20 protein-coding genes are annotated in these 24,078 nt (G+C 72.3%); 9 read left to right on the top strand and 11 right to left on the bottom strand.

The window, feature by feature from the left end:
- Positions 1 to 304 precede the first annotated feature (304 nt).
- The 4 genes from FF36_RS07725 (at position 305) to FF36_RS07715 (ending at position 4,633) form a co-directional block, all read left to right on the top strand.
- Positions 305 to 1,900 carry an acyl-CoA carboxylase subunit beta gene (locus tag FF36_RS07725; protein ID WP_044884282.1) on the top strand — a complete coding sequence of 532 codons (1,596 nt, stop codon included), beginning with the start codon at positions 305 to 307 and terminating at the stop codon, positions 1,898 to 1,900.
- 92 nt (positions 1,901 to 1,992) lie between these two features.
- Positions 1,993 to 2,298: an acyl-CoA carboxylase subunit epsilon gene (locus FF36_RS32505; RefSeq protein ID WP_313949792.1), complete on the top strand. Its 306-nt coding sequence runs from the start codon at positions 1,993 to 1,995 to the stop codon at positions 2,296 to 2,298.
- 116 nt (positions 2,299 to 2,414) lie between these two features.
- Positions 2,415 to 4,175, top strand: coding sequence for an acetyl/propionyl/methylcrotonyl-CoA carboxylase subunit alpha (locus tag FF36_RS07720; protein WP_044884281.1), 1,761 nt, complete (start codon positions 2,415 to 2,417; stop codon positions 4,173 to 4,175).
- A gap of 59 nt (positions 4,176 to 4,234) precedes the next feature.
- Positions 4,235 to 4,633: a DUF5313 family protein gene (locus tag FF36_RS07715; protein ID WP_044884280.1), complete on the top strand. Its 399-nt coding sequence runs from the start codon at positions 4,235 to 4,237 to the stop codon at positions 4,631 to 4,633.
- A 46-nt stretch (positions 4,634 to 4,679) separates the two neighbouring features.
- Here the strand turns inward: FF36_RS07715 and FF36_RS35355 are convergent, their stop codons facing one another.
- Together FF36_RS35355 and FF36_RS07710 are read right to left on the bottom strand one after the other, a co-directional pair.
- On the bottom strand, positions 4,680 to 4,838 hold the full coding sequence (locus tag FF36_RS35355) for a hypothetical protein (RefSeq protein ID WP_157871707.1): 159 nt from the start codon (positions 4,836 to 4,838) through the stop codon (positions 4,680 to 4,682).
- A gap of 272 nt (positions 4,839 to 5,110) precedes the next feature.
- Positions 5,111 to 6,592 (bottom strand): NAD(P)H-quinone dehydrogenase, encoded by a 1,482-nt coding sequence (locus FF36_RS07710; protein ID WP_044884279.1) that lies wholly within the window; start codon positions 6,590 to 6,592, stop codon positions 5,111 to 5,113.
- A gap of 190 nt (positions 6,593 to 6,782) precedes the next feature.
- Between FF36_RS07710 and FF36_RS07705 the strand changes: the two genes are divergently transcribed.
- Positions 6,783 to 7,223 carry a gamma-glutamylcyclotransferase family protein gene (locus FF36_RS07705; RefSeq protein ID WP_044884278.1) on the top strand — a complete coding sequence of 147 codons (441 nt, stop codon included), beginning with the start codon at positions 6,783 to 6,785 and terminating at the stop codon, positions 7,221 to 7,223.
- Between the two features lie 14 nt (positions 7,224 to 7,237).
- Here FF36_RS07705 and FF36_RS07700 read toward each other — a convergent pair whose 3' ends face one another.
- The 4 genes from FF36_RS07700 to FF36_RS07685 form a co-directional block, all read right to left on the bottom strand.
- Positions 7,238 to 8,455: an amidohydrolase gene (locus FF36_RS07700; RefSeq protein WP_044884277.1), complete on the bottom strand. Its 1,218-nt coding sequence runs from the start codon at positions 8,453 to 8,455 to the stop codon at positions 7,238 to 7,240.
- A gap of 90 nt (positions 8,456 to 8,545) precedes the next feature.
- Entirely contained in the window at positions 8,546 to 9,694 is a 1,149-nt protein-coding gene (locus FF36_RS07695) for a glutamate--cysteine ligase (RefSeq protein ID WP_044884276.1), read from the bottom strand.
- Positions 9,695 to 9,793: 99 nt separating this feature from the next.
- Positions 9,794 to 11,650 (bottom strand): aspartate--tRNA ligase, encoded by a 1,857-nt coding sequence (gene aspS / locus FF36_RS07690; RefSeq protein WP_044884275.1) that lies wholly within the window; start codon positions 11,648 to 11,650, stop codon positions 9,794 to 9,796.
- A gap of 211 nt (positions 11,651 to 11,861) precedes the next feature.
- The gene (locus tag FF36_RS07685) at positions 11,862 to 12,251 is read right to left on the bottom strand and encodes a hypothetical protein (protein ID WP_044884274.1); all 390 of its coding nucleotides are present in this window, start codon (positions 12,249 to 12,251) and stop codon (positions 11,862 to 11,864) included.
- Between the two features lie 39 nt (positions 12,252 to 12,290).
- Between FF36_RS07685 and FF36_RS07680 the strand changes: the two genes are divergently transcribed.
- Positions 12,291 to 13,103: a purine-nucleoside phosphorylase gene (locus tag FF36_RS07680; protein WP_044884273.1), complete on the top strand. Its 813-nt coding sequence runs from the start codon at positions 12,291 to 12,293 to the stop codon at positions 13,101 to 13,103.
- A gap of 13 nt (positions 13,104 to 13,116) precedes the next feature.
- Complete coding sequence (locus tag FF36_RS07675) at positions 13,117 to 14,946, top strand: phospho-sugar mutase (RefSeq protein WP_044884272.1); 1,830 nt, start codon at positions 13,117 to 13,119, stop codon at positions 14,944 to 14,946.
- A 46-nt stretch (positions 14,947 to 14,992) separates the two neighbouring features.
- On the opposite strand, the gene upp is transcribed toward FF36_RS07675, so the two are convergent.
- The gene (gene upp / locus FF36_RS07670; RefSeq protein WP_044884271.1) at positions 14,993 to 15,631 is read right to left on the bottom strand and encodes a uracil phosphoribosyltransferase; all 639 of its coding nucleotides are present in this window, start codon (positions 15,629 to 15,631) and stop codon (positions 14,993 to 14,995) included.
- 37 nt (positions 15,632 to 15,668) lie between these two features.
- On the opposite strand from upp, the gene deoC reads away from it, so the two are divergent.
- Complete coding sequence (gene deoC, locus FF36_RS07665; protein WP_236705622.1) at positions 15,669 to 16,448, top strand: deoxyribose-phosphate aldolase; 780 nt, start codon at positions 15,669 to 15,671, stop codon at positions 16,446 to 16,448.
- Between the two features lie 33 nt (positions 16,449 to 16,481).
- Here deoC and FF36_RS07660 read toward each other — a convergent pair whose 3' ends face one another.
- The 4 genes from FF36_RS07660 to FF36_RS07645 form a co-directional block, all read right to left on the bottom strand.
- On the bottom strand, positions 16,482 to 17,162 hold the full coding sequence (locus tag FF36_RS07660; protein ID WP_236705592.1) for a DNA-3-methyladenine glycosylase I: 681 nt from the start codon (positions 17,160 to 17,162) through the stop codon (positions 16,482 to 16,484).
- Positions 17,159 to 18,262: an adenosine deaminase gene (locus tag FF36_RS07655; RefSeq protein WP_044884269.1), complete on the bottom strand. Its 1,104-nt coding sequence runs from the start codon at positions 18,260 to 18,262 to the stop codon at positions 17,159 to 17,161. Before FF36_RS07655 ends, FF36_RS07660 begins: the two co-directional genes overlap by 4 nt.
- Before the next feature lie 94 nt (positions 18,263 to 18,356).
- Positions 18,357 to 19,700: a thymidine phosphorylase gene (locus tag FF36_RS07650; protein ID WP_044884268.1), complete on the bottom strand. Its 1,344-nt coding sequence runs from the start codon at positions 19,698 to 19,700 to the stop codon at positions 18,357 to 18,359.
- Positions 19,697 to 20,278: a cytidine deaminase gene (locus tag FF36_RS07645; RefSeq protein WP_044884267.1), complete on the bottom strand. Its 582-nt coding sequence runs from the start codon at positions 20,276 to 20,278 to the stop codon at positions 19,697 to 19,699. Before FF36_RS07645 ends, FF36_RS07650 begins: the two co-directional genes overlap by 4 nt.
- 206 nt (positions 20,279 to 20,484) lie before the next feature.
- On the opposite strand from FF36_RS07645, the gene FF36_RS07640 reads away from it, so the two are divergent.
- Positions 20,485 to 24,042, top strand: coding sequence for a serine/threonine-protein kinase (locus FF36_RS07640; protein WP_044884266.1), 3,558 nt, complete (start codon positions 20,485 to 20,487; stop codon positions 24,040 to 24,042).
- Positions 24,043 to 24,078 lie beyond the last annotated feature (36 nt).

Below are 24,078 nucleotides of genomic sequence, written 5' to 3'. Positions count from 1 at the left end.
CACGCCAGACAGCCTGCCAGAGCGGTCCGCCCCGCTCGCGCAGGCGCCGGGCGCGCATCGGCACCACTGTGGTCCGGACGATGCGAGACGAAGCTCACTCCGTCCGATCTGCGCCGGATGCCACGAGTCGGCCAGTGCGACGACGTGCTGGGCGCTCCGACTACCCGACCGGGGGTACCAGAAGTGGGGTGCTGTGACCTTCGATACGGCCCACCGGAGGCGAGCCCCAGATTCCGGCGAATCGATGAGATCAACTCCACAACAGTCGCGCACGTGAGCCCACAGGGGTCGTACGCTGCGGCCTATGGCTCTTCCCGCGTCCGCCGAGGATTCTGCTCCCGACCCGCACACCACCGCAGGGCGACTTGCTCAACTGCGGCGCGTGAACGAAGACGCGGTCCATGCCGGGTCTCAGCGGGCGGTAGACGCCCAGCACGCCAAGGGCAAGATGACCGCGCGTGAGCGGATCGAGGCCTTCCTCGACCCGGGCTCGTTCGTGGAGACCGACGCGTTCGCGCGGCACCGGGCGCACGACTTCGGCGTCCAGGCCAACCGTCCGTACGGCGACGGCGTGGTGACCGGGTACGGCACGGTCGACGGCCGCCAGATCTGCGTGTTCAGCCAGGACTTCACGGTCTTCGGGGGGAGCCTCGGCGAGGTCTTCGGCGAGAAGATCGTCAAGATCATGGATCTGGCGCTGAAGACCGGCTGCCCGGTCGTCGGCATCAACGACTCCGGCGGGGCTCGCATCCAGGAGGGCGTCGTCTCGCTCGGCCTCTACGGCGAGATCTTCTATCGGAACGTCATGGCCTCGGGCGTCGTCCCACAGCTTTCTCTGATCATGGGCCCGTGCGCCGGCGGCGCCGTGTACTCCCCGGCGATCACGGACTTCACGCTGATGGTCGACCAGACCAGCCACATGTTCATCACCGGCCCGGACGTCATCAAAGAGGTCACCGGCGAGGACGTCGGGATGGAGGAGCTGGGTGGCGCCGCCACCCACAACTCACGCAGCGGAGTCGCGCACTTCCAGGCCGCCGACGAGACGGAGTGCCTGGAGCTCGCGCGGGCGCTGCTGTCGTTCCTGCCGTCGAACAACCTCGACGACGCCCCGAGCTACGACGAGGTGGACGATCCGGCCGCCGAGATCGATCCCGAGCTCGACACCTTCATCCCGGACTCTCCGAACACCCCGTACGACATGCACCAGATCATCGAGCGTCTGGTCGACGACGGGGACTTCCTCGAGGTCCACGCTCAGTTCGCCCAGAACCTGATCGTCGGCTTCGGGCGGGTGGACGGCCGATCGGTCGGGGTCGTGGCGAACCAGCCGATGCAGTTCGCCGGCACCCTCGACATCGACGCCAGCGAGAAGGCCGCCCGTTTCGTCCGGACCTGCGACGCCTTCAACATCCCGGTGCTGACCCTGGTCGACGTGCCCGGCTTCCTGCCCGGTACCTCCCAGGAATGGAACGGGATCATCCGTCGAGGCGCCAAGCTGATCTATGCCTACGCCGAGGCGACCGTTCCCAAGGTCACCGTCATTACCCGGAAGGCGTATGGCGGCGCGTACGACGTGATGGGGTCGAAGCATCTACGGGCCGACATCAACCTCGCCTGGCCGACCGCCGAGATCGCCGTCATGGGTGCCCGCGGGGCTGTGAACATCATCTACCGGCGCGACCTGGCCAAGGCCGAGTCCCCGGAAAGCCGCCGGGCGGAGCTCATCCAGGACTACAACGATCACTTCGCGACTCCGTACATCGCGGCGGAACGTGGGTACCTCGACGCGGTGATCAACCCGTCCGAGACTCGCCGAGAGATCATTCGGGCCCTGCGCCTGCTGCGTACCAAGCGCGAGTCCCTGCCGCCGAAGAAGCACGGCAACATCCCGCTGTAGTTCGGCCCCGGACTCTCGCCGGCACGCAGTCGGTCCGCTTCCCACGTGCGCACCCGCTGGACGAGCGACGCGACGAGCGACGAGGGACGACGATGGACGGCAGGCCGCGCACGGCGCGTGGCCGGAAGTCGAGTGAGGAGAGGACCGTGACCCAGGACGACGACGGACAGGCCAGCCCGCCCCGGCTGCGTTTGATCCGTGGGAACGCGACACCCGAAGAGATTGCCGCGGTGGTCGCGCTTCTGGCAGCCCGCGCGGTCCCGGTGGAAAGTCCGTCTCCCGTCCGCTCGGCCTGGGCGGATCCCACTCAGGCACTGCGTCGCCCACTCGCCACCGGAGCGGGTTCGTGGCGACGCTCCGGGATGAGCCCGGGTGTACGCACCCGGGCTGGCTGGTAACCGAACAGATAGATGACGCCGGGATGTCTGTGGCATCACATCCGGGCACAACGAGAGCGAACTGTGCGGCCCGACTCGCCTAGACTTCAGGCAGGCCGGACGAGGACGGGAGCAACGTGCGTAAGATCCTCATTGCTAACCGGGGAGAGATTGCGGTTCGGGTGGCCCGTGCATGCCGCGACGCCGGATACACGAGCGTCGCAGTATACGCCGAACCGGACATCGACGCACTGCACGTGCGCGTCGCCGACGAGGCATTCGCGCTGGGTGGTACGACCCCTGGCGACTCCTATCTACGCATCGACAAGATACTCGATGCCTGCAAGTCGTCCGGGGCCGATGCGGTTCATCCTGGTTATGGCTTCCTCTCGGAGAACGCGGATTTCGCCGAGGCTGTGATCGGTGCCGGCCTCACCTGGATCGGTCCGCCGCCCGAAGCCATTCGCCGCCTCGGGGACAAGACCGCGGCCCGCCACATCGCGCTGGCCGTCGGCGCGCCGCTCGCACCGGGCACCGCGGATCCCGTCGCCGGCGTCGATGAAGTCGTCGCCTTCGCCGAGCAGTACGGCCTGCCGGTCGCCATCAAGGCCGCGTTCGGCGGCGGTGGCCGCGGGCTCAAGGTCGCCTGGACCACGGAGGAACTGCCCGAACTGTTCGACAGCGCGGTCCGGGAGGCGGTCGCCGCCTTCGGCCGGGGCGAATGCTTCGTGGAGCGTTACCTCGACCAGCCCCGGCACGTGGAGACGCAGGTCCTCGCGGACAGCCACGGCAACGTCGTCGTCGTCGGCACCCGTGACTGCTCGCTGCAGCGGCGGTACCAGAAGCTCGTCGAGGAGGCGCCGGCGCCGTTCCTCTCCGCGGAGCAGCTCACCTCCCTCTACGAGGCGTCCAAGGCGATCTGCAAGAAGGCCGGCTACGTCGGCGCCGGGACCGTGGAATTCCTGGTCGCCCGCGACGGCATGATCAGCTTCCTCGAGGTGAACACCCGGCTCCAGGTCGAGCACCCGGTGACCGAAGAGGTGTCCGGCGTGGACCTCGTCCGCGCGCAGTTCCGGATCGCGGAGGGTGAGGCACTCGACTTCACCGACCCCGCTCCCCGCGGCCACGCCATCGAGTTCCGGATCAACGGTGAGGACCCGGGCCGCAACTTCCTTCCTGCTCCGGGAACGGTGACCACGTTCGTCTCACCGGCCGGTCCGGGCGTGCGTCTCGACTCCGGAGTCGAGAGCGGCAGCGTGATCGGGGGCGCCTTCGACTCCCTGCTCGCCAAGCTCATCGTCACCGGCGCCACCCGCCAGGAGGCGCTGGAGCGTGCCCGGCGCGCGCTGGACGAGATGGTTGTCGACGGCATGGCCACGGCGCTGCCGTTCCATCGTGCGGTCGTGCGGGACCCGGCCTTCGCTCCCGACGACGCCGCGGAGCCGTTCCGCATCCACAACCGTTGGATCGAGACCGAGTTCGACAACACCATCCCCGCCTTCAGCGGCGGCACGGACGTCGACACCACCCCCGAGCCGCGGGAGGCGGTCATCGTCGAGGTGGGCGGCAAGCGTCTCGAGGTCGTGCTGCCGGCCGGGCTCGGCGCCACTTCGACGTCGACCGCGTCGCGTGGCGCCGCGCCCAAACGGTCGGCCCGCGGCGCAGCGGCCGCCAAGGTGACCGGTGACGCCCTGACCAGTCCCATGCAGGGCACCATCGTGAAGGTTGCTGTCGCCGACGGCGACACGGTCGCCGCCGGCGACCTCATCATCGTGCTGGAAGCGATGAAGATGGAGCAGCCGATCAACGCTCACCGCGGCGGCACTGTCACCGGTCTGGCCGCTGCCGTAGGTGCGGTGGTCACAAGTGGTGCCGTCCTCTGTGAGATCAAGGACTGATCTGGCTCTCCGCCCGTCGGCTGTCTTCCTGCCGGCCGTCGACTTCGTAAGCTGCGGGTATGGACGGCGGTGAAGACAGCGCAACGGTGCGCGGACAGGACACGGGGACGGCAGCGCCGCCGGCGGTGGCGCAACAGCCACCGCTGACGGGCCGTGTCCACTATCTCCTCGGTGGGACGCTTCCTCCCACCTACAACGCGTGGATCTCCCGGGATCTGACCGGCCCTGGTTGGCGGATGCGGCAGGCGGCACGCCCCTTCGTTCTGATGCTGCCGTTTGCCGTGATCTTCGCCCTGCTTCCGGGCGGGGCGGTCGTCCGCGCGGCGACGGTCGCGTTCCTCCTGGTCGCCGGGGCGGGGCTGGGCTTCGCCACCAGCGGATTCTTCCGGAACCGGCGGCTGGAGCAACACGGCTTCCCACCGGTGTTTCCGCCGCACGATGAGGAAGATGACGAGTAGCCATCGACGCCGCTCGGTTCCCCGCCTGATCGGCGCCCGCAACTGATCATTCCTGGTCATGGCGCTCCGGGCCGACCTGATATGTGCGCCCTTCCGGGCTCGCCCGGATGACCAGCCGGGCGGCCTCCCAGCGCGCGATCTCCCGCGCGATCTGTACGTCGAGCCGTAGGCAGTCACTCGCGTCGAGATCCGCCACCCAGGGCACGAACGGCGATTCCAGTATGCCGGCCTCGGCACGCCCGCAGCCGCAGCCGCGGCAGCCGGATCCGGGGCATCAGCGTCCTTTGCCCCGCCGGATCCTCCGCCCGGATCATTCGCCTTCCAGAATTCAGCAAACGAATACACTGCGCCACCTGCCACGGGTAGCTCGCCGGAAGCACGGCTGACGCAGGCCGGTGACGCGCCGGCCGATGACGCGCCGGCCGGAGCCGCCGCGGCCATCACTCCACCGAAGGTCGACGCCGGCCGAGGTCGGTTTCACCCTGCGCTGTCGAAGCCCGCGAAGAAGTCCCGAGGACGCAGAACCCTGGCGGCCTCGGTGATCGAGCCGGACAACGAGGGGTAGATGGAGAAGGTATGTGCGATCTGGTCGACGGTGAGACCATGTTCGACCGCTAGCGAGACAGAAAGGATGAGCTCCGACGCGCGCGGGGCGACAATCACACCACCGAGGACACTGCCGCTACCCGGCCGGCAGAACAGTTTGACGAAACCGTCCTCGATCCCCATCATCTTCGCGCGAGGATTACGCGAGAGTGGCACAGTGGTCACCTCTGCCGCGACGGCACCCGTGTCCTTCATCACCTGGGTGACTCCGACCGTGGCGATCTCCGGCTCGGTGAAGATGTTGGAGGAGACGGTCCCGAGTCGCAGCGGGCTCACCGCCTCCCCGAGGGCATGCCACATTGCTATCCGGCCCTGCATCGCGGCTACCGACGCGAGCGGCAGAACGCCGGTGCAGTCGCCTGCCGCATACACGCCGGGCACGGAGGTGCGCGACATTCGATCGACGTTCACGTGCCCGCCGGGACCGAGGCGAACACCGACATCGGTCAGGCCGAGCCCCTTCGTGCGGGGAACGGACCCGACTGCCATCAGAGCGTGGCTTCCCGTGACGGTGCGGCCGTCGGTGAGCTCAACGATCACGCCGTCGCCGATGCGGCGGACCGAGGCGGCGCGCGAGCGGTTGAGCACCTCGATGCCGCGCCGCACGAACACATCCTCGATGACGCGCGCCGCGTCCGGGTCCTCGCCGGGCAGGACCCGTTCGCGGGACGAGACGAGGGTGACCTCGGCGCCCATCGCCCGGTAGGCGCTGGCGAACTCGGCGCCGGTGACGCCGGAGCCGACGACGACCAGATGCTCCGGAATCTCCTTGAGATCGTAGAGATGGCGCCAGGTGAGGATGCGTTCACCGTCCGGGCGGGCGGTCGGAAGATCCCGTGGGCTCGCCCCCGTTGCGATAAGAATCACGTCGCCCACGAAGGTCTCACCGGTGTTCGTCTCGATCGCATGCGGCCCGACCAGCCGGCCGGCCGCGTGCACCACTTCGACCTTTTCCCGCTCGAGGCGGCGTTCGATGTCCAGGGACTGCGCCTTGGCGAGTTCCCGGACCCTTTCGTACACCTGTTCCGGATCGACGCTGACGACCTCCGGCGGCGTGAGCGGGGGGACACCCGCGTCCAGGCCGCTTCGCATGCCCCACGCCACCGCGGGCAGCACCGGTTCGGTCCCCGCACCAAGTCCGTGCGGGCGGATACCGAGCCCCGGCGCCAGTGCGAGATTGGTCATAGTCTCCGACGTCGCGATCAGCGTCTTGGAAGGAACACAGTCGGTGAGCACACAGGCGCCGCCGATCCCATCCGAGTCGATGACCGTGACCGTCGCGCCCAGCGACGCTGCCACGAGCGCCGCTTCATAGCCGCCAGGCCCTCCACCGAGAATGACGATGCGCGTCACGTGCCCTCCCGATCCGACATCTTCTCCTTTCATCTTCCCCCGCCCCGACGGCTGCGCTCCTCCCGGTGCGGAGAGCTCCGTAGGATCACAGACGGATGCCGACAGGCGCGAAGTCCACGAGACACCCTTCTTCCGACTTTGAAACGGAAATAGCAGCTATAGCCACGCACCGTCACCCCGAGAGACGACGATGACCTTGTACGCGGCGTACGCCGGCAATCTCGACCCGGCGCAGATGAAGGAGCGGGCCCCCCACTCGCCCGTCACCGGCACTGGATGGATCAACGGTTGGCGCCTGACCTTCGGCGGTGAGAACGTGGGCTGGGACGGGGCGCTGGCCACGATCGTCGAGTCCCCCGGCAGCCATGCGTACGTGCTGCTGTACGACCTCGACCGCTATGACCTGGAGCGGCTCGACGTGTGGGAGGGCGCGGACACCGGCCTGTACACCCGCATCCGCGTCAGGGTGTCCACTCTGGACGGCGAGGCTCTCGCCTGGACCTATGTGCTGAACTCCTACGAGGGTGGCCTGCCCTCCCGGTGGTACCTCGACATGATCGCCGATTCCGCCGAGAAGGCAGGGGCTCCCGCCGACTACGTCAAGGAGCTCCGCTCCCGGCCGACGGCCTAGCCGGCAGAGCGCGGTCAGGAGGAGGCCGGTGGGCGGCGTAGCAGCTCCAGGGCGGCGCCGGCCAGCAGCCGCACCCCGATGCCGACAGCGCGCTCGTCGACGTCGAAGGCACCCTGGTGAAGATCGTAGGTGGGGCCCCCCGGAACGCGGGTACCCAACCGGGCCAGCGCGCCGGGCACGTGGTTGAGATACCAGCCGAAATCCTCCCCGCCCAGGGACTGGGCGACGGTGGTGGACGCGCCGTGGCCGAGGGTGCGGTCGACGACGCTCTGGAACACGTCGACGACGTCCGCGCTGTTGACGACGGGAGGCACACCGCGCCGGTAGTCGACCACGATCTGCGCGCCGTAGGGGGCGACGAGCTGCTCGGCGACCCGGGTCACGAGGGCGGGAACGGACTCCCAGGTCTCCCGGGACAGCGTGCGGATGGTCCCGCGTAGCTGCCCGGTACGGGGGATGGCGTTGGCGACGGTGCCGGCCTGCACCTGCCCCCAGACGAGGGACAACGCCGACCGTGGATCGACCAGCCGGCCGAGCGCGGCCGGCATGTCGGCAGCCAGCCGGGCGAGGGCATACACCAGGTCGACCGTGTTCTGCGGTCGCGAGGTGTGGCCACCCGGCCCCGCCATCGTGATCTCGATGGCGTCGGCCGCGGAGGTGATCGGCCCGGTTCGCAGCCCGATGGTGCCCACGTCCAGCGCGGGATCGCAGTGCACGGCGATCGCCGCCGAGGCGGGCTTCAGCACGCCGGCGTCGATCACGTCCAGGGCCCCGCCGGGCATGAGCTCCTCGGCCGGCTGGAAGACGAGACGCACGGTGCCCGGCAGCGCGGTCGTGCGCGTGTACTCGGCGAGGGCCAGACCGACGCCCAACACCACGGTGGTGTGCACGTCATGCCCGCAGGCGTGGGCCACGCCTGGCACCGTCGAGCGGTACGCGACGTCCTTGACGTCCGGCAGCGGAAGCGCGTCCAGGTCGGCCCGGACGACCACCACCGGGGCCGCCGGATCGCGGTCCGCCCCGACCCCGATGTCACACCACAGCCCGGGCACGTCCGGCAACCGCTGCGGGGACAACCCCGCGGCGCGCAGCCTCGCCTCCACCTGCCCGGCCGTACGCTGTTCCTGCCGGCCGAGCTCGGGATGGGCGTGCAGGTCACGGCGCAACGCGACCAGCTCGGATTCATGCGCGGTCACCCAGCGGGCGACCGCCGCGGTCTCGTTGGCCTCCATCTGCCGGCCGGGCTCCTCCCTGCGGGCGTCGCGCGGGCCCTGACGCGCGCCGTGTGCGGATACCGGGCCGTCGGGGCCGCGCCGACGCACCTAGCGGTCAACGACCGGACGGCCGGTATTCATCTCTTCCAGCAGGGTATCGACGACTCGGGTGAGATCTCCATCGGCCCGCCGGGCCACCGCCCGCTGCCGGGTGTAGCTCGCCCCGGTCTCGAGGATCACCAGGACGTCGGCGAGCTGCTGCGCGCAGCCCAGCCGGTGGGCGACCGGGAGCAGATCCTCCACGAGGTCCACGAGGTCGTCGCGGACCGACCGCACCCCGCCGCGACCGTCGATCAGGATCTGCGCGTCGAGGCCGTAACGGGCCGCCCGCCACTTGTTCTCCTGCACCAGCCACCGCTGCGGCGTGGGAAGCCGGTACCCGCGGTCGATCTGGGTGTTCATCCGGTCGACGAGGCACTGCGCGAGGGCGGCAACGGCCCCGACCTCCAGCAGCGTCGGCAGCCCGTCACAGATCCGCAGTTCGACGGTGCCGAAGTTGGGATGTGGCCGGATGTCCCACCAGACCTCCCGGATCGTCTCGATCGTCCCCGCCGCGATGAGCGTCTCCATGAAGGACTCGAACCGCGGCCAGTCCTCCAGCGGGTAGGGCAGGCCCGCGGTGGGCAGGCTGGCGAACACCTGGGATCGCGACGAGGCCAGGCCCGTGTCCCCGCCCAGCCAGAACGGCGACGACGCGGACAGGGCGAGGAAGTGCGGGATGTACACCATCAGGGCGTTCATGATCGGCATGGCCTTGTCCGGGGACCGGACCCCGACGTGGACGTGGACGCCGAAGATGAGCAGCCGGCGGGCCAGCCACTGCATCTGGCTGACCAGCCGCGAGTACCGGTTGTCGTCGGTGATGCGCTGCCCGGCGTAGTCACTGATGGGGTGGGTACCGCTGCACATCAGGCCGACCCCGCGCCGCTCCGCCAGGTCGCGCAGCAGCGACACCGTGCCGGCCAGGTCGGCGGTCGCCTCCCCCACCGATCCGCAGACTCCGGTGATGACCTCGACGGTCGACTCGAACAGCTCGTGCTTCGCCTTCGCCGCCTCCCGCTCGCCGGCCTTCGCCCGCAGCTCGTCGAGGATGACGGTGGCCTCCCCGCGCAGCTCGCGGGACTGTTGGTCGACGAGCTGCAGTTCCCACTCGATGCCGAGACTGGAGCTCGTCGAGGACGAGAAGGGAATCTGCACCTGGGCTCTTCGGATCGGGGCCGATGCCGGTGTCGGGCAGCCGTCACCGTTCCGCTCGGCTCACGGACAGCAGGAGCTGATTACCCATTCGAGCCGTTCCTACCCCCGATCACCGCCCGGGGTGGCCGGGGTGGCCGGGGTGGCCGGGGTGGCCGGGGCAATCACCCGTACGCCCAGCTCACGAAGCTGACGGTCGGTCACCTGGGTGGGAGCCCCGGTCAGGGGGTCGAGACCGGACTGGGTCTTCGGGAAGGCGATGACCTCACGGATGTTCTCCTCACCCGCCAGGATGGCGACCAACCGGTCGATGCCGACCGCGAAACCGCCGTGCGGCGGCGCGCCGTAGCCGAAGGGGGTGAGGAAGAAGCCGAACCGTGCGTTCGCCTCCTCGGGGGTGATCCCGAGCAGGCCGAAGATGCGCTGCTGCAGGGCGCTCTCGTGGATCCGGATCGAACCGGACCCGAGTTCCCAGCCGTTGAGCACCAGATCGTAGGCGCGGCTGCGCACCGCGAGCGGTTCGCTCTCGAGCTTCGCGATGTCGTCGGGATGCGGGCGGGTGAAGGGGTGGTGCCCGGGCTTCGGCCGCCCGGTGGCCGGGTCGATGCCGACGAACAGCGGGAAGTCCACCACCCACACGAACCGCAGCGGCCCCTGCCCGGCCGGCGGGCGGCCAAGGTCGTTGCGGAGCTGCCCGAGCACCTCGCAGGTGGTCGCCCACTCGTCGGCGACCAGCAGCAGCAGGTCGCCCTCGACGGCGTCGGTCGCGGCGACGATCCCGGCGAGTTCGTCCGCCGAGAGGAACTTCGCCACCGGCGACTCCAGCGCGCCACCGGCGCCCACCCGCATCCACACCAGGCCCTTGGCCCCCAGCGACTTGGCCCGCGTGGTGAGATCGTCCAATCGGCGCCGGTTGTGCGCGGCCGAGCCACCGGGCACCCGGATGCCCTTGATCGCCTCGGCGCCGGCGAACGCCTTGAAGCCGCTGCCGGCGAAGATCGCGGTGAGCTCGACGAGCTCCAGGTCGAACCGCAGGTCCGGCTTGTCGACACCGAAGCGGTTCATCGACTCGTGCCAGGTGATCCGTTCGATCGGCGGCACGGCGTCGGTCCGCACCGCCCGCGCCGCGGCCAGCACCGCGGCGGAGATCACGTCGAGCACGTCGTCCTGGTCGACGAAGCTCATCTCGAGGTCGAGCTGGGTGAACTCGTACTGCCGGTCGGCGCGCAGGTCCTCGTCCCGCAGGCAACGCGCGAACTGGAAGTAGCGGTCGGTCCCGCCCACCATGAGCAACTGCTTGAACAACTGCGGCGACTGCGGCAGGGCGTAGAAGCTCCCCGGGAACTGCCGGGACGGGACGATGAACTCCCGGGCGCCCTCCGGCGTCGACGGCATCAGCAGCGGCGTCTCCACCTCGACGAAGTCGAGTGGCGCCAGGACGGTGCGCATCGCGCCCAGCACCGCGGAGCGCGTCCGCAGGTTGCGCTGCATCCGCTCCCGGCGCAGGTCGAGGTAGCGGTAGGCCAGCCGGGTGGACTCGTCGACGGCGTCGGCCCGGTCGTCGAGGGGGAACGGCGGCGGGGTGGCGACCGACAGGACCTCGACCGCGCAGTCGCGCAGCTCGACCTCCCCGGTCGCCAGCGCCGGGTTCGCCGTGCCCTCCGGCCGGATGGCCACCGTGCCGGTGACGCGCAGCACGTACTCGGAGCGGACGTCGACGGATCCGTCGACGACGACCTGGAGGAGGCCGGAGTGGTCTCGCAGGTCGACGAAGGTCAGCGACTGCCCGTGCTGGCGGCGGTGCGCCACCCAGCCGCACACCGACACGGTCCGGCCGACGTGATCCGCCCGCAGGTCAGCGCACAGGTGGGTGCGCATGGCCGTACGCTGCCCACTGGCCGCGGAGACCCCCGGCTCCGGGATCGGTAGCTTGCCGGTGGCCGGCTGGGTTGTAGTCATCGGTCCGTTGTTCCCATCGCTGTCCGGTTCGGCCCACCGGGCGCGGTGTCACGCCTGTGCTGTGGCGATATCGTCACGCCCGCCGCGGGATCCCGTCCCGACCCTATCGGCCGCTGCGTCGCCACGGTCCGGTCAGGCCGCCGCGCCTCGCGTCAGGTCGCGCACCCACGCGAGAAGGTGGTCCCGGTCGTCCGGCACGCGCAACCACCGACTAGCGACGCAGCGCGCGGATGAAGCGGCCGGCCTCGGTCCGCAGCCGAGCCGGGACGCGCAGGACCTGGCGTCCGCGGGGCGTGCTGAGTTCCACCGTGATGACGTCGCCATGCTTGACCCCGCGGGAGGCGCTCACCTCGCGACGGTCGAACACGACGTCGAACCAGTCGCCCTCTCGCGGGAACGGCGCGACGACGAGGAGCCGCCTGTCGGTGAGCACGATCCACCGGGAGGCGCCGACCCGGTGGCCGACGAAGGTCTCCACCTTCGACGTCAGCCGCCCCGGCCCGCCGGGGTCGGTCAGCCGTCCACGCAACACGACCTCGGTGAACTCACCGGACTCCAGCGGCACGGACGGGAGCCGGCGGTGGGACGGCAACAGGGGCACGGAGGCCAGTCTCCCCCACGCACCCCGTACAGTCGCCGGGTGCGGGAGCAGGCGGAGGAACCGAACGCGGCGGCCTCGGCCGCGCGGCTGGCGGAGCTGACCGGGGCCGGGCGGCACGACGTGGCGATTCTGCTGGGCTCGGGGTGGCGCCCGGCCGCGGACGTGCTCGCGCGGCGGGCGGAGAAGGTCACCGAGGTCACCTTCGCCGAGCTCGGGGGCTTCCCCCCGGGCACCGAGGTGCCCGGTCATCGGGCGGTCGCCCACTCGCTGCGCCTCGACGGCCGCCGGCTGCTCGTCTACCTGGGCCGGGTACATGCGTACGAGGGCCACGGACTGTCGCGGGTGGTGCACGCAGTGCGGCTGGCCTGCGCCGCGGGCGCGTCGACGATCGTGCTGACGAACGCGGCCGGCGGGCTGCGCGCCGACATGACCATCGGCCAGCCGGTCCTCATCGCCGACCATCTCAACCTCACCGGGCGGTCACCGCTGGTGGGACCCGCCTTCACCGATCTGACCGACGCCTACTCGCCACGGCTGCGCGCCCTGGCCCGCGAGGTCGACCCGTCGCTGACCGAGGGCGTCTACGCCGGCCTGCCCGGACCACACTTCGAGACGCCCGCGGAGATCAGGATGCTGCGGGTGCTGGGCGCCGACCTGGTGGGCATGTCGACGGTGCACGAGACGATCGCCGCCCGGGCCGCCGGCGCCGAGGTGTTGGGCGTGTCACTGGTGACCAACCTCGCGGCGGGCATGACCGGGGAGCCGCTGAACCACCTGGAGGTGCTGGCCGCCGGGGCGGCTGCGGCGGAGCGCATGGGGGTCCTGCTCGCCGACGTCGCTGCCCGCCTCTAGGGACGGCGAGATCGTGACGGTGCCGGCCACCGCCCTGCCGCCGGAGTTGCCCGATCCGCTGGCCGGACGGGTCCGGGCCTGGCTCGCCGACGACCCGGACGCCGCGGACCGGGCCGAGTTGACCCGGCTGTGCGCCGAGGCCGTCCGCGACCCGGCGGCGCTCGACGAACTCGACGACCGGTTTCGGGCGCCATTGCGGTTCGGGACGGCGGGGCTGCGCGGGCCGCTGCGCGCCGGGCCCGGCGGAATGAACACGGCCGTGGTGCGCCGGGCCGCCGCAGGCCTGGCCGCCTGGCTGCGTGCCACGGCGGCGGGCTCAGGGGCGGCGACGGGCTCGGGGCCAGGGGCGGGGGGCGGCAACCCGGCCGCGGCTGCCCTGGTCGTCATCGGCTATGACGCCCGGCACCGCAGCGAGGCGTTCGCGTTGGACAGCGCGCGGGTCGTCGCCGGGGCCGGGTTGCGGGCCCTGGTCCTGCCCGGGCCGCTGCCCACACCGGTACTGGCCTTCGCCGTGCGTCACCTGCGGGCCGACGCCGGTGTGATGGTCACCGCCAGCCACAATCCGGCCGCCGACAACGGCTACAAGGTGTACCTGGGCGGCGCCGAACCGGACCCGGGACGCGGCGCGCAACTCGTCGCCCCTGCCGACGCCGACATCGAACGGCGCATCGCCGCCGCCGGTCCGGCCGCCGCGATCCCGCTGGCCGAGACCTGGCGCCGGCTCGACGGACGGATCGTCGAGGACTACGTCCACGCCGCCGTGGCGGCGGTCCTCGACCTGGCACCGACGGCCGACTCGGCGCCGACGGCCGACCCGGGTGAGCCCGAACCCGTGCAGGCGATCGTCGCGTACACCCCGCTGCACGGGGTCGGCGCCCAGACCCTCGCCGCCGTCTTCGCCGCCGCCGGGCTCGCGGCTGCCACACTCGTCGACGAGCAGGCCGCGCCCGATCCGGACTTCCCGACCGTCCCCTGGCCGAATCCGGAGGAGGCGGGCGCGATGGACCGGGCGCTGGCTCTCGGTGAACGCATCGGCGCGGATCTGGTGCTGGCGACCGACCCCGACGCGGACCGCTGCGCCGTCGCGGTGGGCGGACGGCTGCTCACCGGCGACGAGATCGGCCTGCTCCTCGCCGATCAGGTGCTCCGCCGCCGGCCCGGCCCGGTGGCGACCACCCTGGTCAGCTCGTCCGGCCTGCGCGCGCTGGCGCGGTGCGCCGGTGTCACCTACCGCGAGACGCTCACCGGCTTCAAGTGGATCATGCGAGCGGATCCGGAGCTCGTCTTCGGTTACGAGGAGGCGCTCGGCTACGCCCTCGTCCCGGATCTGGTGCGGGACAAGGATGGCATCACCGCGGCGCTGGCCGTCGCGCTGATCGCCACCGCCGCGAAGCGGCGCGGCCGGACCCTGCTGGATCTTCTCGACGAGCTGGCGGCGCGGATCGGCGTGCACGAGACCGGGCAGCGCTCGGTCCGCTTCACCGACGTCACCCGGATCGCCACGGCGATGCGGAGGCTGCGCTCGCAGCCCCCGCCGCGGCTCGCGGACCGCGCGGTGACGGGCCGGCGCGACCTGCTCAGCGACGGCGTCCTGCCGGCGGAGGGCGTCCTGCCGGCGGAGGGCGTCCTGCCGGCGGCCGATGTCTTCGTCCTGTTCCTCGGCGACGACCGGGTGACCTTCCGGCCGAGCGGGACCGAACCGAAGCTGAAGGTGTATCTCGAGGTTGTCGAGCCGGTGGCGGCCGGCGCGGCCACCGCCGTCGCGGCGGCCCGCGAGCGGGCCCGGTCCCGGCTGGCCGAGCTGACCGTTGCCATCGATGATCTGATCGCCCGCCTCGGATAACCGCCGGACCGCGCATCGCGCTCCCAGGCCGACCGCCGACAGCGCCTCACATCTCGCCGTAGATCCGGTCGCCGGCGTCGCCGAGCCCGGGGACGATGTAGGCGGTGTCGTTCAACCGCTCGTCGACGGCCGCGGTCACCACCGTCAGTTCCGCCGCCGCCGCGGCCGGCAGGCCGGACTCCAGCGCCGCCAGCCCCTCCGGCGCCGCGACGACCGCGACGACCGTGATGCCCCGCGCCCCGCGGTCGAGCAGCAGCCGCAGGCAGTGCAACGCCGAACCGCCGGTGGCGAGCATCGGGTCGAGCAGCAGCACGGGCCGGCCGGTCAGGTCGGCGGGCACCGCCTCCAGGTAGACGGCGGGTCGGTGCGTGGTCTCGTCCCGGGCCAGGCCGATGAAGGCGGTGTGGGCGTCGGGGAGCAGGTCGAGCGCCGCGGGCAGCATGCCGAGGCCGGCGCGCAGCACCGGGGCGAGGACCACCTCGGCGGCCAGCCGCACCCCGGTCGTCGTCGCCAGCGGCGTCGTCACCGTCACGGGCATGGTCGGCAGCGCCCGCGTCGCCTCGTAGACCAGCATCGTGGCGAGGTCGTGCAGGGTCGGCCGGAAACGGGAGCGCGGCGTGCGCTCGTCACGGAGCACGGTGAGCGACGAGGCCGCCAGGGGATGGTCCACGACGTGCAGATGCACGGACTGACTCCTCGAGCGCGGGACGGGATCGGCAATGATGCAACGTATGACAACCGATCCCGCCGGACCCGACCGTCCCGCCGAGGAACCGGGGGACGGCTCCCCCACCTCGGCCGAGGGCGCCCGGCCCACCCTGCGGCGGGCCGAGGTCGCCCGGCTGATCGACCACACGCTGCTGGCCCCGGCCGCGACCGACGAGGAGGTGCTCGCGCTGTGCGCCGAGGCCGCCAAGCTGGGCGTCGGCGCGGTCTGTGTGGCCCCGACCCACGTCTACCTCGCCGCGGCGAGCACGTACCGCGGCAGCCGCGAAGCCGAGCCCGCCTTCGCCGTCGCCTCGGTGATCGGTTTTCCGCACGGCACGCATCTCACCGTCATCAAGGCCGAGGAGGCCCGTCGGGCCGTCGCGGACGGCGCGACCGAGATCGACATGGTCATCGACATCGCCAACGCGATGGACGAGAACTGGCGGGCGATCGAGACCGAGATCTCCGAGGTCCGCCTGTCGGTGCCGCCGCACGTGATCCTCAAGGTGATCCTGGAGACGGCGCTGCTGCCCGATGCGAACATCATCGCGGCCTGCCGGGCGGCGGAGGCCGGCGGGGCCGAGTTCGTCAAGACGTCGACCGGATTCCACCCGGCCGGGGGAGCCAGCGTGCGGGCGGTGCGGGCGATGGCCGAAGCGGTGGGGGGACGCCTCGGGATCAAGGCCTCCGGTGGCATCCGGACGGCGGAGAAGGCGATGGCCATGATCGAGGCCGGCGCGACCCGCCTCGGGCTGTCCGCCTCCGCCGACGTCCTCGCCGGCTTCCCCACCTGATCCGACCCGGGCCGACCCCACCCCGAGATGTGGTTACTCGGGCACGTGCGGCACCCAGCAGTCCGCCAGGTGATCGTCGACGAGACCGCAGGCCTGCATGAGCGCGTAGGCGGTGGTCGGGCCGACGAACACGAAGCCGGCCGCGCGCAGCCCCTTCGCCAGCGCCACCGACTCGGCGGACTTCGCCGGGACGTCGGCGAGGGTGGCCGGCCTGGCTCGCCGCGGCGGCCGGTGCGACCAGATCAGCTCGGGCAGCGGCCGGTCGAGGGCGAGCACCGCCCGGGCGTTGACGATCGTGGCCTCGATCTTGCGGCGGTTACGCACGATGCCGGCGTCGCCGAGCAGCCGCTCGACGTCGGCGGCCCCGAACCCGGCGACCACCCCCGGGTCGAACCCGGCGAAGGCCGACCGGAACGCCGGCCGCTTGCGCAGGATCGTCAACCACGACAGCCCGGACTGGAACGCCTCGAGGGTGAGGCGTTCGAACAGGCCCACCGTGTCCCGGACCGGGCGGCCCCACTCCTGGTCGTGGTACTCGACGTACTCCGGCGCCGACAGGCCCCACGGGCAACGCGCCCGGCCGTCGGCTCCGGCCACGGCGGCCACGGGGGCGGCGGGGGCCGCGGGGGCCGCGGGGGCGGGCCGGTTCGGGATCGGGCCGGCCGGCGCCGCCTGGGTGCCGGGCGGCTCGGTTCCTGCCACGCTCGTGCTCATCGGGCGAGCTCCTCACGGACGTAGGGCGCGTAGCCGGGCTTGATGACATCGTTGATCAGGTCGAGACGTTCGTCGAAGGGCAGGAAGGCCGACTTCATCGCGTTCAGGGTGAGCCAGCGGATGTCCGACCAGTCGTAGCCGTGGACGTCGACGAGCGTCGCGAACTCGCTCGACAGCGACACGTCGCTCATGAGCCGGTTGTCCGTGTTCACCGTGACCCGGAAGTGCAGCCGACGCAGCAGGGCGATGGGATGGCGCTCGATGCTCGGCGCGGCGCCCGTGTGCACGTTCGAGGTGGGGCACATCTCCAGCGGTACCCGGACGTCGCGCACGTAGTTGGCGAGATCCCCGAGGATCGCCTTACCGTCCGGATCGACCGTGATGTCGTCGACGATGCGCACCCCGTGGCCGAGCCGGTCGGCGTTGCACCACTGGACCGCCTCCCAGATCGACGGCAGCCCGAACGCCTCGCCCGCATGGATGGTGTAGTGCCCGTTCGCCCGCTGGATGTACTGGAAGGCGTCAAGGTGCCGGGTCGGCGGGTTGCCCGCCTCGGCGCCGGCGATGTCGAAACCGACCACCCCGGCGTCCCGCCAGCGCACCGCAAGCTCGGCGATCTCCAGCGAACGGGCCTGGTGACGCATCGCGGTGAGCAGCGCGCGGATGCGCAGCGGCGTACCGGCGGCGCCCGCGCGGAAGCCGTCGAGGACGGCCTCGACGACCGCGTCCAGCGACAGGCCCCGCTCGACGTGCAGCTCGGGAGCGAACCGCACCTCGGCGTAGACGACACCGTCGGCCGCGAGGTCCTCGGCGCACTCGCGCGCCACCCGCCGGATCGCCTCCTGGGTCTGCATCACGCCGACGGTGTGACTGAAGGTCTCCAGGTAGCGCACCAGCGAGCCGCTGTGCGCCCCTCCCCGCAGCCAGGTGCTCAGCGCGTGCGCGTCCGTGGACGGCAGGTCCCGGTAGCCGGTCTCGTCGGCGAGCTCGACCACCGTGGCCGGCCGCAGCCCGCCGTCGAGGTGGTCGTGCAGCAGGACCTTCGGCACCCGGCGGATCTCGTCGACCGTGATCGGGCCGGGCGGTGCGTCGTTCGTCATCGGCTCCTCCGTCTCCTGCGCCGACCGTAGGCCACGGGTCCGACAGAACCGCGACGCCGCGTTGGCCGGGTCGCCTCCGCCTCCGCCGACGTGCTCAGGCGGGGAGGTGGTCGAGGACGAGCGGGGTGGGAGGCGGCGGCTGCGGGGTGACCGTCACCGCGCCGGCGAGTGCGGCCAGCGCGCGGCCGAGGGTCTTCGGATCGTCGGTGTGCAGCTCCAGCAGCGGCTCCCCGGCGGTGACCCGGTCGCCGATGCCCGCCCGCCAGCGCACGCCCGCCGCCGCGGACACCGCGTCCTCCTTGCGGGCCCGCCCCGCGCCCAGCCGCCAGGCCGCGATGCCGACCGCCCGGGCGTCCAGATTCGCCAGGTAGCCGGACGCGGGTGCGGGCACGGTCTCGACGTGGGTCGCCCGCGGCAGGACCGCGTCGGGATCGCCGCCCTGCGCCGCGACCATCGCCCGCCACACCGGGTAGGCGTCCCCGGCCGCCAGCACCTCGGCCGGATCGCGGGCCGCCCGCACCTCGGCCGGATCACGGGCCGTCGGCGCCCCGCCGGCTCCGTCCGCCCGCCTCGCGCCGGCCAGCTCGATCATCACCCGAGCCAGGGCGACGGTGACCTCCACCAGGTCCTTCGGCCCGCCGCCGCGCAGCGTGTCGACCGCCTCGGTGACCTCCAGCGCGTTGCCGGCGGTGCGCCCCAGCGGGTGGTCCATGCGGGTCAGCACCGCCTCGGTCCGGACGCCGGCGGCCGCGCCGAGCCCGACCATGGTCCGCGCCAGCTCCCGGGCGTCGTCCAGCGAGGTCATGAACGCACCCGAGCCGACCTTCACGTCGAGGACCAGCGCGGACGTTCCCTCGGCGATCTTCTTGCTCATGATCGACGAGGCGATGAGCGGGATCGACTCGACCGTCCCGGTGACGTCACGCAACGCGTAGAGCCGGCGATCGGCGGGAGCCAGCCCGGCCCCGGCGGCGCAGATCACCGCGCCCACCTCGGCAAGCTGGCGGCGCATCCGTTCGACCGGCAGGTCGGCACGCCAGCCCGGGATCGACTCCATCTTGTCCAGCGTCCCGCCGGTGTGCCCGAGGCCCCGTCCCGACAGTTGCGGGACGGCGACGCCGCACGCGGCGACCAGCGGAACCAGCACCAGCGAGACCTTGTCGCCGACCCCGCCGGTCGAGTGCTTGTCCACGGTGGGACGGCCGACCCCCGTCAGGTCCAGCCGCTCGCCGCTAGCGATCATCGCGGCGGTCCAGCGATCGAGCTCGGCCGGGGACATCCCGCGCCACACCACCGCCATCAGGTAGGCCGACATCTGCTCGTCCGCGACCCAGCCGTGGGTGTAGGCGTCGATGAGCCAGTCAACGGCCTCGAGCGGCAGCGAGCGGCCATCACGCTTGGCCCGGATGAGGTCGACGACGTCGAAGTCGGCGCTCACGACGCCCCCGATCCGCCGAACGGGGTGGCACCGGCGGGGGAGCCGGCCTGCGGTGGCGCGTCGGCCGCGGTCGCGGGCTCCGGCGGGTCGGGCAGGTCGGGCGGGTCGGGCAGATCGGGCGGGTCCGGCAGATCGGGCGGGTCCGGCAGGTCGAGCGGACCGAACGCGCCGGGAAGTAGTTCGGCCAGCCGGCGTATCCCGCCGGCGGTGGCCACCAGCAGATCCGGACCGCCGTGCTCGTAGAGGAGCTGACGGCAGCGACCGCAGGGCGCCAGCGGCCGCCCGTCCGCGTCGACGCACGCGAACGCCAACAGGCGGCCGCCGCCCCGAGCGTGCAACGCCGAGACGAGGCCGCACTCGGCGCACAGCGTGAGGCCGTACGAGGCGTTCTCGACGTTGCAGCCGACCACCATCCACGGCTCGTCCCCGGTGGTGCGGCCGTCGGCGTCCGGGCGGTCGACGACCAGCGCGGCGGCGCCGACCCGCAGGCCCGAATACGGAGCGTAGGCACTCTGCGCGACACGGACAGCGGCGTTCCGCAGCCGTTCCCAGCTTCTGTCGTCCACACTCCACCCCATGTCCCTGCACCCCTCGGTCTCGACACACCCCTCGGTCTCGCGACATCCCTCGGTCTCGCCGCACCCCTTGATCTCGCCACCTCGTGTTCTCGTCGGAGTCCGTGGTCCGATCGGGCGCTGACGCCAGCATGCCCGACCTTCGCGGGCCGGCACCTGTGTGATCCCATGGACGCGAGCCTCACTGGCGATCGGGAAGGGACGAAGGGATGGCAGGCGAGTCCCCGGACGACCCAGGTCCGGCCGAGGCGGTAGCCCTCGTCGGAGGGCGCTACCGGCTCGACGGCGTCCTCGGGCAGGGCGGCTTCGGCGTCGTGCACCGGGCCACTGACGAGCTGCTCCAGCGGGTTGTCGCGGTCAAGGAGGTCCGGCTACCGATCACCGAGAGTGGTCTGGAACGCGACCGAGCGCGGGAACGGGTGCTGCGCGAGGCGCGCGCCGCCGGACGGCTGCACCACCCGGGGGCGGTTTCCGTGCTCGACGTCATCGACGACGGCGACCTGCCGTGGATCGTCATGGAATACGTAGAGGGTCAGTCCCTGTCGCGGATCATCGCGGACCACGGCCCGAGGCCGGTCGAAGAGGCCTGCCGAATCGGCATCAGTCTGGCCTACGCGCTGGAGGCGGCGCACCGACTCGGGATCGTCCACCGGGATGTCAAGCCCAGCAACGTGCTGGTCACCCCCGACGGTCGGGCCCGGCTGACGGACTTCGGGATCGCGGTCAGCCACGGTGATCCCCGGCTCACCAGCACCGGGATGGTGCTCGGCTCGCCGGCCTACCTGCCGCCCGAACGGGCCCGCGGGGACGCGGGCAACGCCGCCGGTGACCGGTGGGGGCTGGGCGCCACGCTGTTCACCACGGTCGAGGGCTGTCCACCCTTCGCCGGCGGCGACCCGATCTCGGTGCTCGCCGCGCTCATGCAGGGACGGCGCCAGCCCTTCCGCCTCGCCGGCCCGCTGGCGCCGGTGATCGACGATCTGATGGCGCCGCACGGGCTGAGCCGTCCCCCGCTGTCCATCGTGCGCAAGCGGCTGCGCGAAATCCTGGAGCGCGGCGGCGAGCGGCGCTCCTCCCGGACAGGCCGGCCGACGCGCCCCGCCCGGCCGCGCCCACCGGCCCGCACCGCCCCCACCACGCCGCTATTGCCCACGCCGCCCGACCCGGCCGACCGTCGCGAGTCCGTCGACACGGTCGACGGACTCCGCGAGGAGACCATCCCGCAGGGCACGGACGATCCGCACCGCCGAGCCGATCCCGATGATGCGGGTCATGCCCACGACGGGGACGATGCACGCGCCCTGGATGAGCCGGGTGACGGCGATGATTCACCCGGCCACGGCTCGCGGCCGCTGATCGACGAGGCTCCCGGCGACGACCCGCCCCACCCTCCCGGCAAGGACACCGGTCCCCCTCGCGAACGATCGAAAGCAACCAAAAAACACAGCACTGACGATGAAAGCATCGCAGTCGAGCAACACGGCGCGGCCGAAAGCCATCGGGACGAGATTGGCGAGACGCAGGCCACGAAACACCCCGATGTCGCGGAATCCATCGCGCCCGCCTCGACCGTGACGCCCGTGAGATCCTCGACCGGCGCCACCGTCCCCGGGTATTCCGAACTGACGGCCGCGGCATCGGCGCCCCCGGCATCGGTGATCGGCGTACCGACGGTCTCCTCCGCGGGAATCATCGAATCGGCCGCCGTGCCGCTCTCCGCGCCTGCGGGCGGCACCGCCGACCCGCCCGGCGCAGGCACGGACACCGTTCCGGCCGAGACCTTCGCGACCGAGGCCTTCGCGAGCGGGACCTTCGCGAGCGGGACCTTCGCGAGCGGGACCTTCGCGAGCGGGACCTTCGCGAGCGGGACCCACGGGCTGAAGCCCGTCGGAACCGGCTTCGCCGAGGTCTGGACAGCCGGGACTGAGACAACCCGGACCGGCGCAGCCCCGACCGAGGCGGGACGGACCGAGGCGGGACGGACCGAGGCGGGACGGACCGACACGGGACCACCGACCGACACGGCCGGAACCGGACCAGCCGAGACCGGACCGGCGGAGGTCCCGGCGACCCGGCCTGCGCTCGACGCCGACCCCTCGGGCTCAGCCGGGACGCTACCGCCCGGCGCCGCCGGGCAGGCGCCGACGCCCGGTCCGGCCGAGGATCCCCCACCAGCGGCGGCCCCGGTGCAGTCGGTGGGACCGCTGCCGGGACCTGTGGCGGCCGCCTCCCCCGCACCCGTGCGCGCGCAGCCGATGCGGACTCGCCTGACCAGCCCGCTCGAGCGCATGCGTTCGATGGACCGGATGCGGGCGCTCGGCGGGATCCCGGCGCGGGCGCGACTGGTCGGTCGCGGTGCCGGGGCCGGCACTGAGTCCGCTGGTGGGGCCGAGGCCGGACACGAGGAACCCTGGGACACCGCCGCTGCCGCCGGTGGTACGCCCGGCGCGAGTGATGATCCGCTCTCGACCTCCCCGGGCCTTGGCCTCGCGGCTGCGACGACGTCCGACGGCGCGGCCGCCGGGAACGCGGGCGCAGGCCGGGCGGCGACGGCTCCGACCGCACCCGTCGCCGCGACGCGCCGCGGACGGTTCGGCCAGCCGTGGACCCGACCGCGCACCGCGGCCGGCCCCGCCGCCCTCGCGACCGATTCCGCGCCCCCCGCGGCGGCGGCGCGGCGCGGCGCCCAGACGGCCCCGACGACCGCCCGGCCCGCTGCTCCGATCAGGCCGGTGGGGCCGGCCGGCGCCGCAGAGGGGGTCGGGACCCGCACGGCCGGCGGAGGCATCCCGCAGCGGATCAGGCCGGTCTCCCCCGCGGCGCCGGTCTCCCCCGCGGCGCCGGTCTCCCCCGCGGCGCCGGCCGTCCCCGCGGCGCCGTCGTCTCCCGGCAGCCCCGCGTCTCCCAGCAGCCCCGCGTCTCCCGGCAGCCCCGCGGCCGGCAGGGCGGGCGACCCGGGCGACGGGCAGTCCACGCCGGCAGGGCCGGCGGGTGGCAGTCGGACTGCGGGCCGCGAAGCCGATCCGCGCCGCCGCCTCGTCGCTGTGTCGGCGCTCGCCGTGCTGGCCGCGGCGATCATCATCGCGATCCTGGTCCTGATCAGCGGCGGGGGGAGCTCCGGGGCCACCGGTGTCGCCGCCGGGCGCGGCGGGGCCGGCGCACCCGTGGGGTCGACCGGTCCGGGCCCCGGCGCCACCGCCGGGACACCCGGAGGCCGGGGGACCGCGGCGGCGAGCGGCGCGGCCAGCGTCCGCCCGGCCGACCCGCCGGCCGGAGCCGCCGATCCGGTGGCCCGGGACACCACCCCGGCCACCGCACCCCCGGGCTGGGTCTCCTATGTGGATCCCGAGGGCGGCTGGTCGGTGGCCTACCCGTCGACCTGGCAGCGCCAGCAGGGCCCCGGCGGCCCCGGAAACGTCGATTTCGTGGACCCGGCTACCAGAGCGTTCCTGCGGGTCGGTAGCGTCAGTCGGGCAAACACCTCCGCGATCGGTGACTGGCAACACAACGAGGCCGGTTTCGTTCGGAGTGTGCAGGACTATCGGCGCGTACGGCTGGCTCCCAGCGACGGTGGGGACGGCACCGAGCAGGCCGACTGGGAGTTCGGGTATCGCAGGTCGGACGGGGTCATGGTGCATGTGCTCAACCGGGGCGCGATTCGCAACGGCCACGGATATGCCCTCTACTGGCATACCCGGGAGGATCTGTGGTTGCAGGATCAAGCATTGATGCACCAGCTCTTCGGCGCCTTCCGGCCCGGTCCGTGATGTCAGCATTCGTCGGGTTTCCGACTCTCCCGGCGG

Origin of the sequence: Frankia torreyi, from assembly GCF_000948395.1 — a bacterium.
GTDB lineage: Bacteria > Actinomycetota > Actinomycetes > Frankiales > Frankiaceae > Frankia > Frankia torreyi.
Note: the sequence above shows the minus strand (reverse complement) of the source record. Positions and strands in the feature narration are given on the sequence as shown.

Bases quoted from the DNA above. Each gene is read 5' to 3' on its own strand.
- FF36_RS07725 (WP_044884282.1), top strand. From the start codon at position 305: ATGGCTCTTCCCGCGTCCGCCGAGGATTCTGCTCCCGACCCGCACACC.
- FF36_RS32505 (WP_313949792.1), top strand. From the start codon at position 1,993: ATGGACGGCAGGCCGCGCACGGCGCGTGGCCGGAAGTCGAGTGAGGAG.
- FF36_RS07715 (WP_044884280.1), top strand. From the start codon at position 4,235: ATGGACGGCGGTGAAGACAGCGCAACGGTGCGCGGACAGGACACGGGG.
- FF36_RS07705 (WP_044884278.1), top strand. From the start codon at position 6,783: ATGACCTTGTACGCGGCGTACGCCGGCAATCTCGACCCGGCGCAGATG.
- FF36_RS07700 (WP_044884277.1), bottom strand. From the start codon at position 8,455: ATGGAGGCCAACGAGACCGCGGCGGTCGCCCGCTGGGTGACCGCGCAT.
- aspS (WP_044884275.1), bottom strand. From the start codon at position 11,650: ATGACTACAACCCAGCCGGCCACCGGCAAGCTACCGATCCCGGAGCCG.
- deoC (WP_236705622.1), top strand. From the start codon at position 15,669: ATGCAACGTATGACAACCGATCCCGCCGGACCCGACCGTCCCGCCGAG.
- FF36_RS07660 (WP_236705592.1), bottom strand. From the start codon at position 17,162: ATGAGCACGAGCGTGGCAGGAACCGAGCCGCCCGGCACCCAGGCGGCG.
- FF36_RS07655 (WP_044884269.1), bottom strand. From the start codon at position 18,262: ATGACGAACGACGCACCGCCCGGCCCGATCACGGTCGACGAGATCCGC.
- FF36_RS07645 (WP_044884267.1), bottom strand. From the start codon at position 20,278: ATGGGGTGGAGTGTGGACGACAGAAGCTGGGAACGGCTGCGGAACGCC.
- FF36_RS07640 (WP_044884266.1), top strand. From the start codon at position 20,485: ATGGCAGGCGAGTCCCCGGACGACCCAGGTCCGGCCGAGGCGGTAGCC.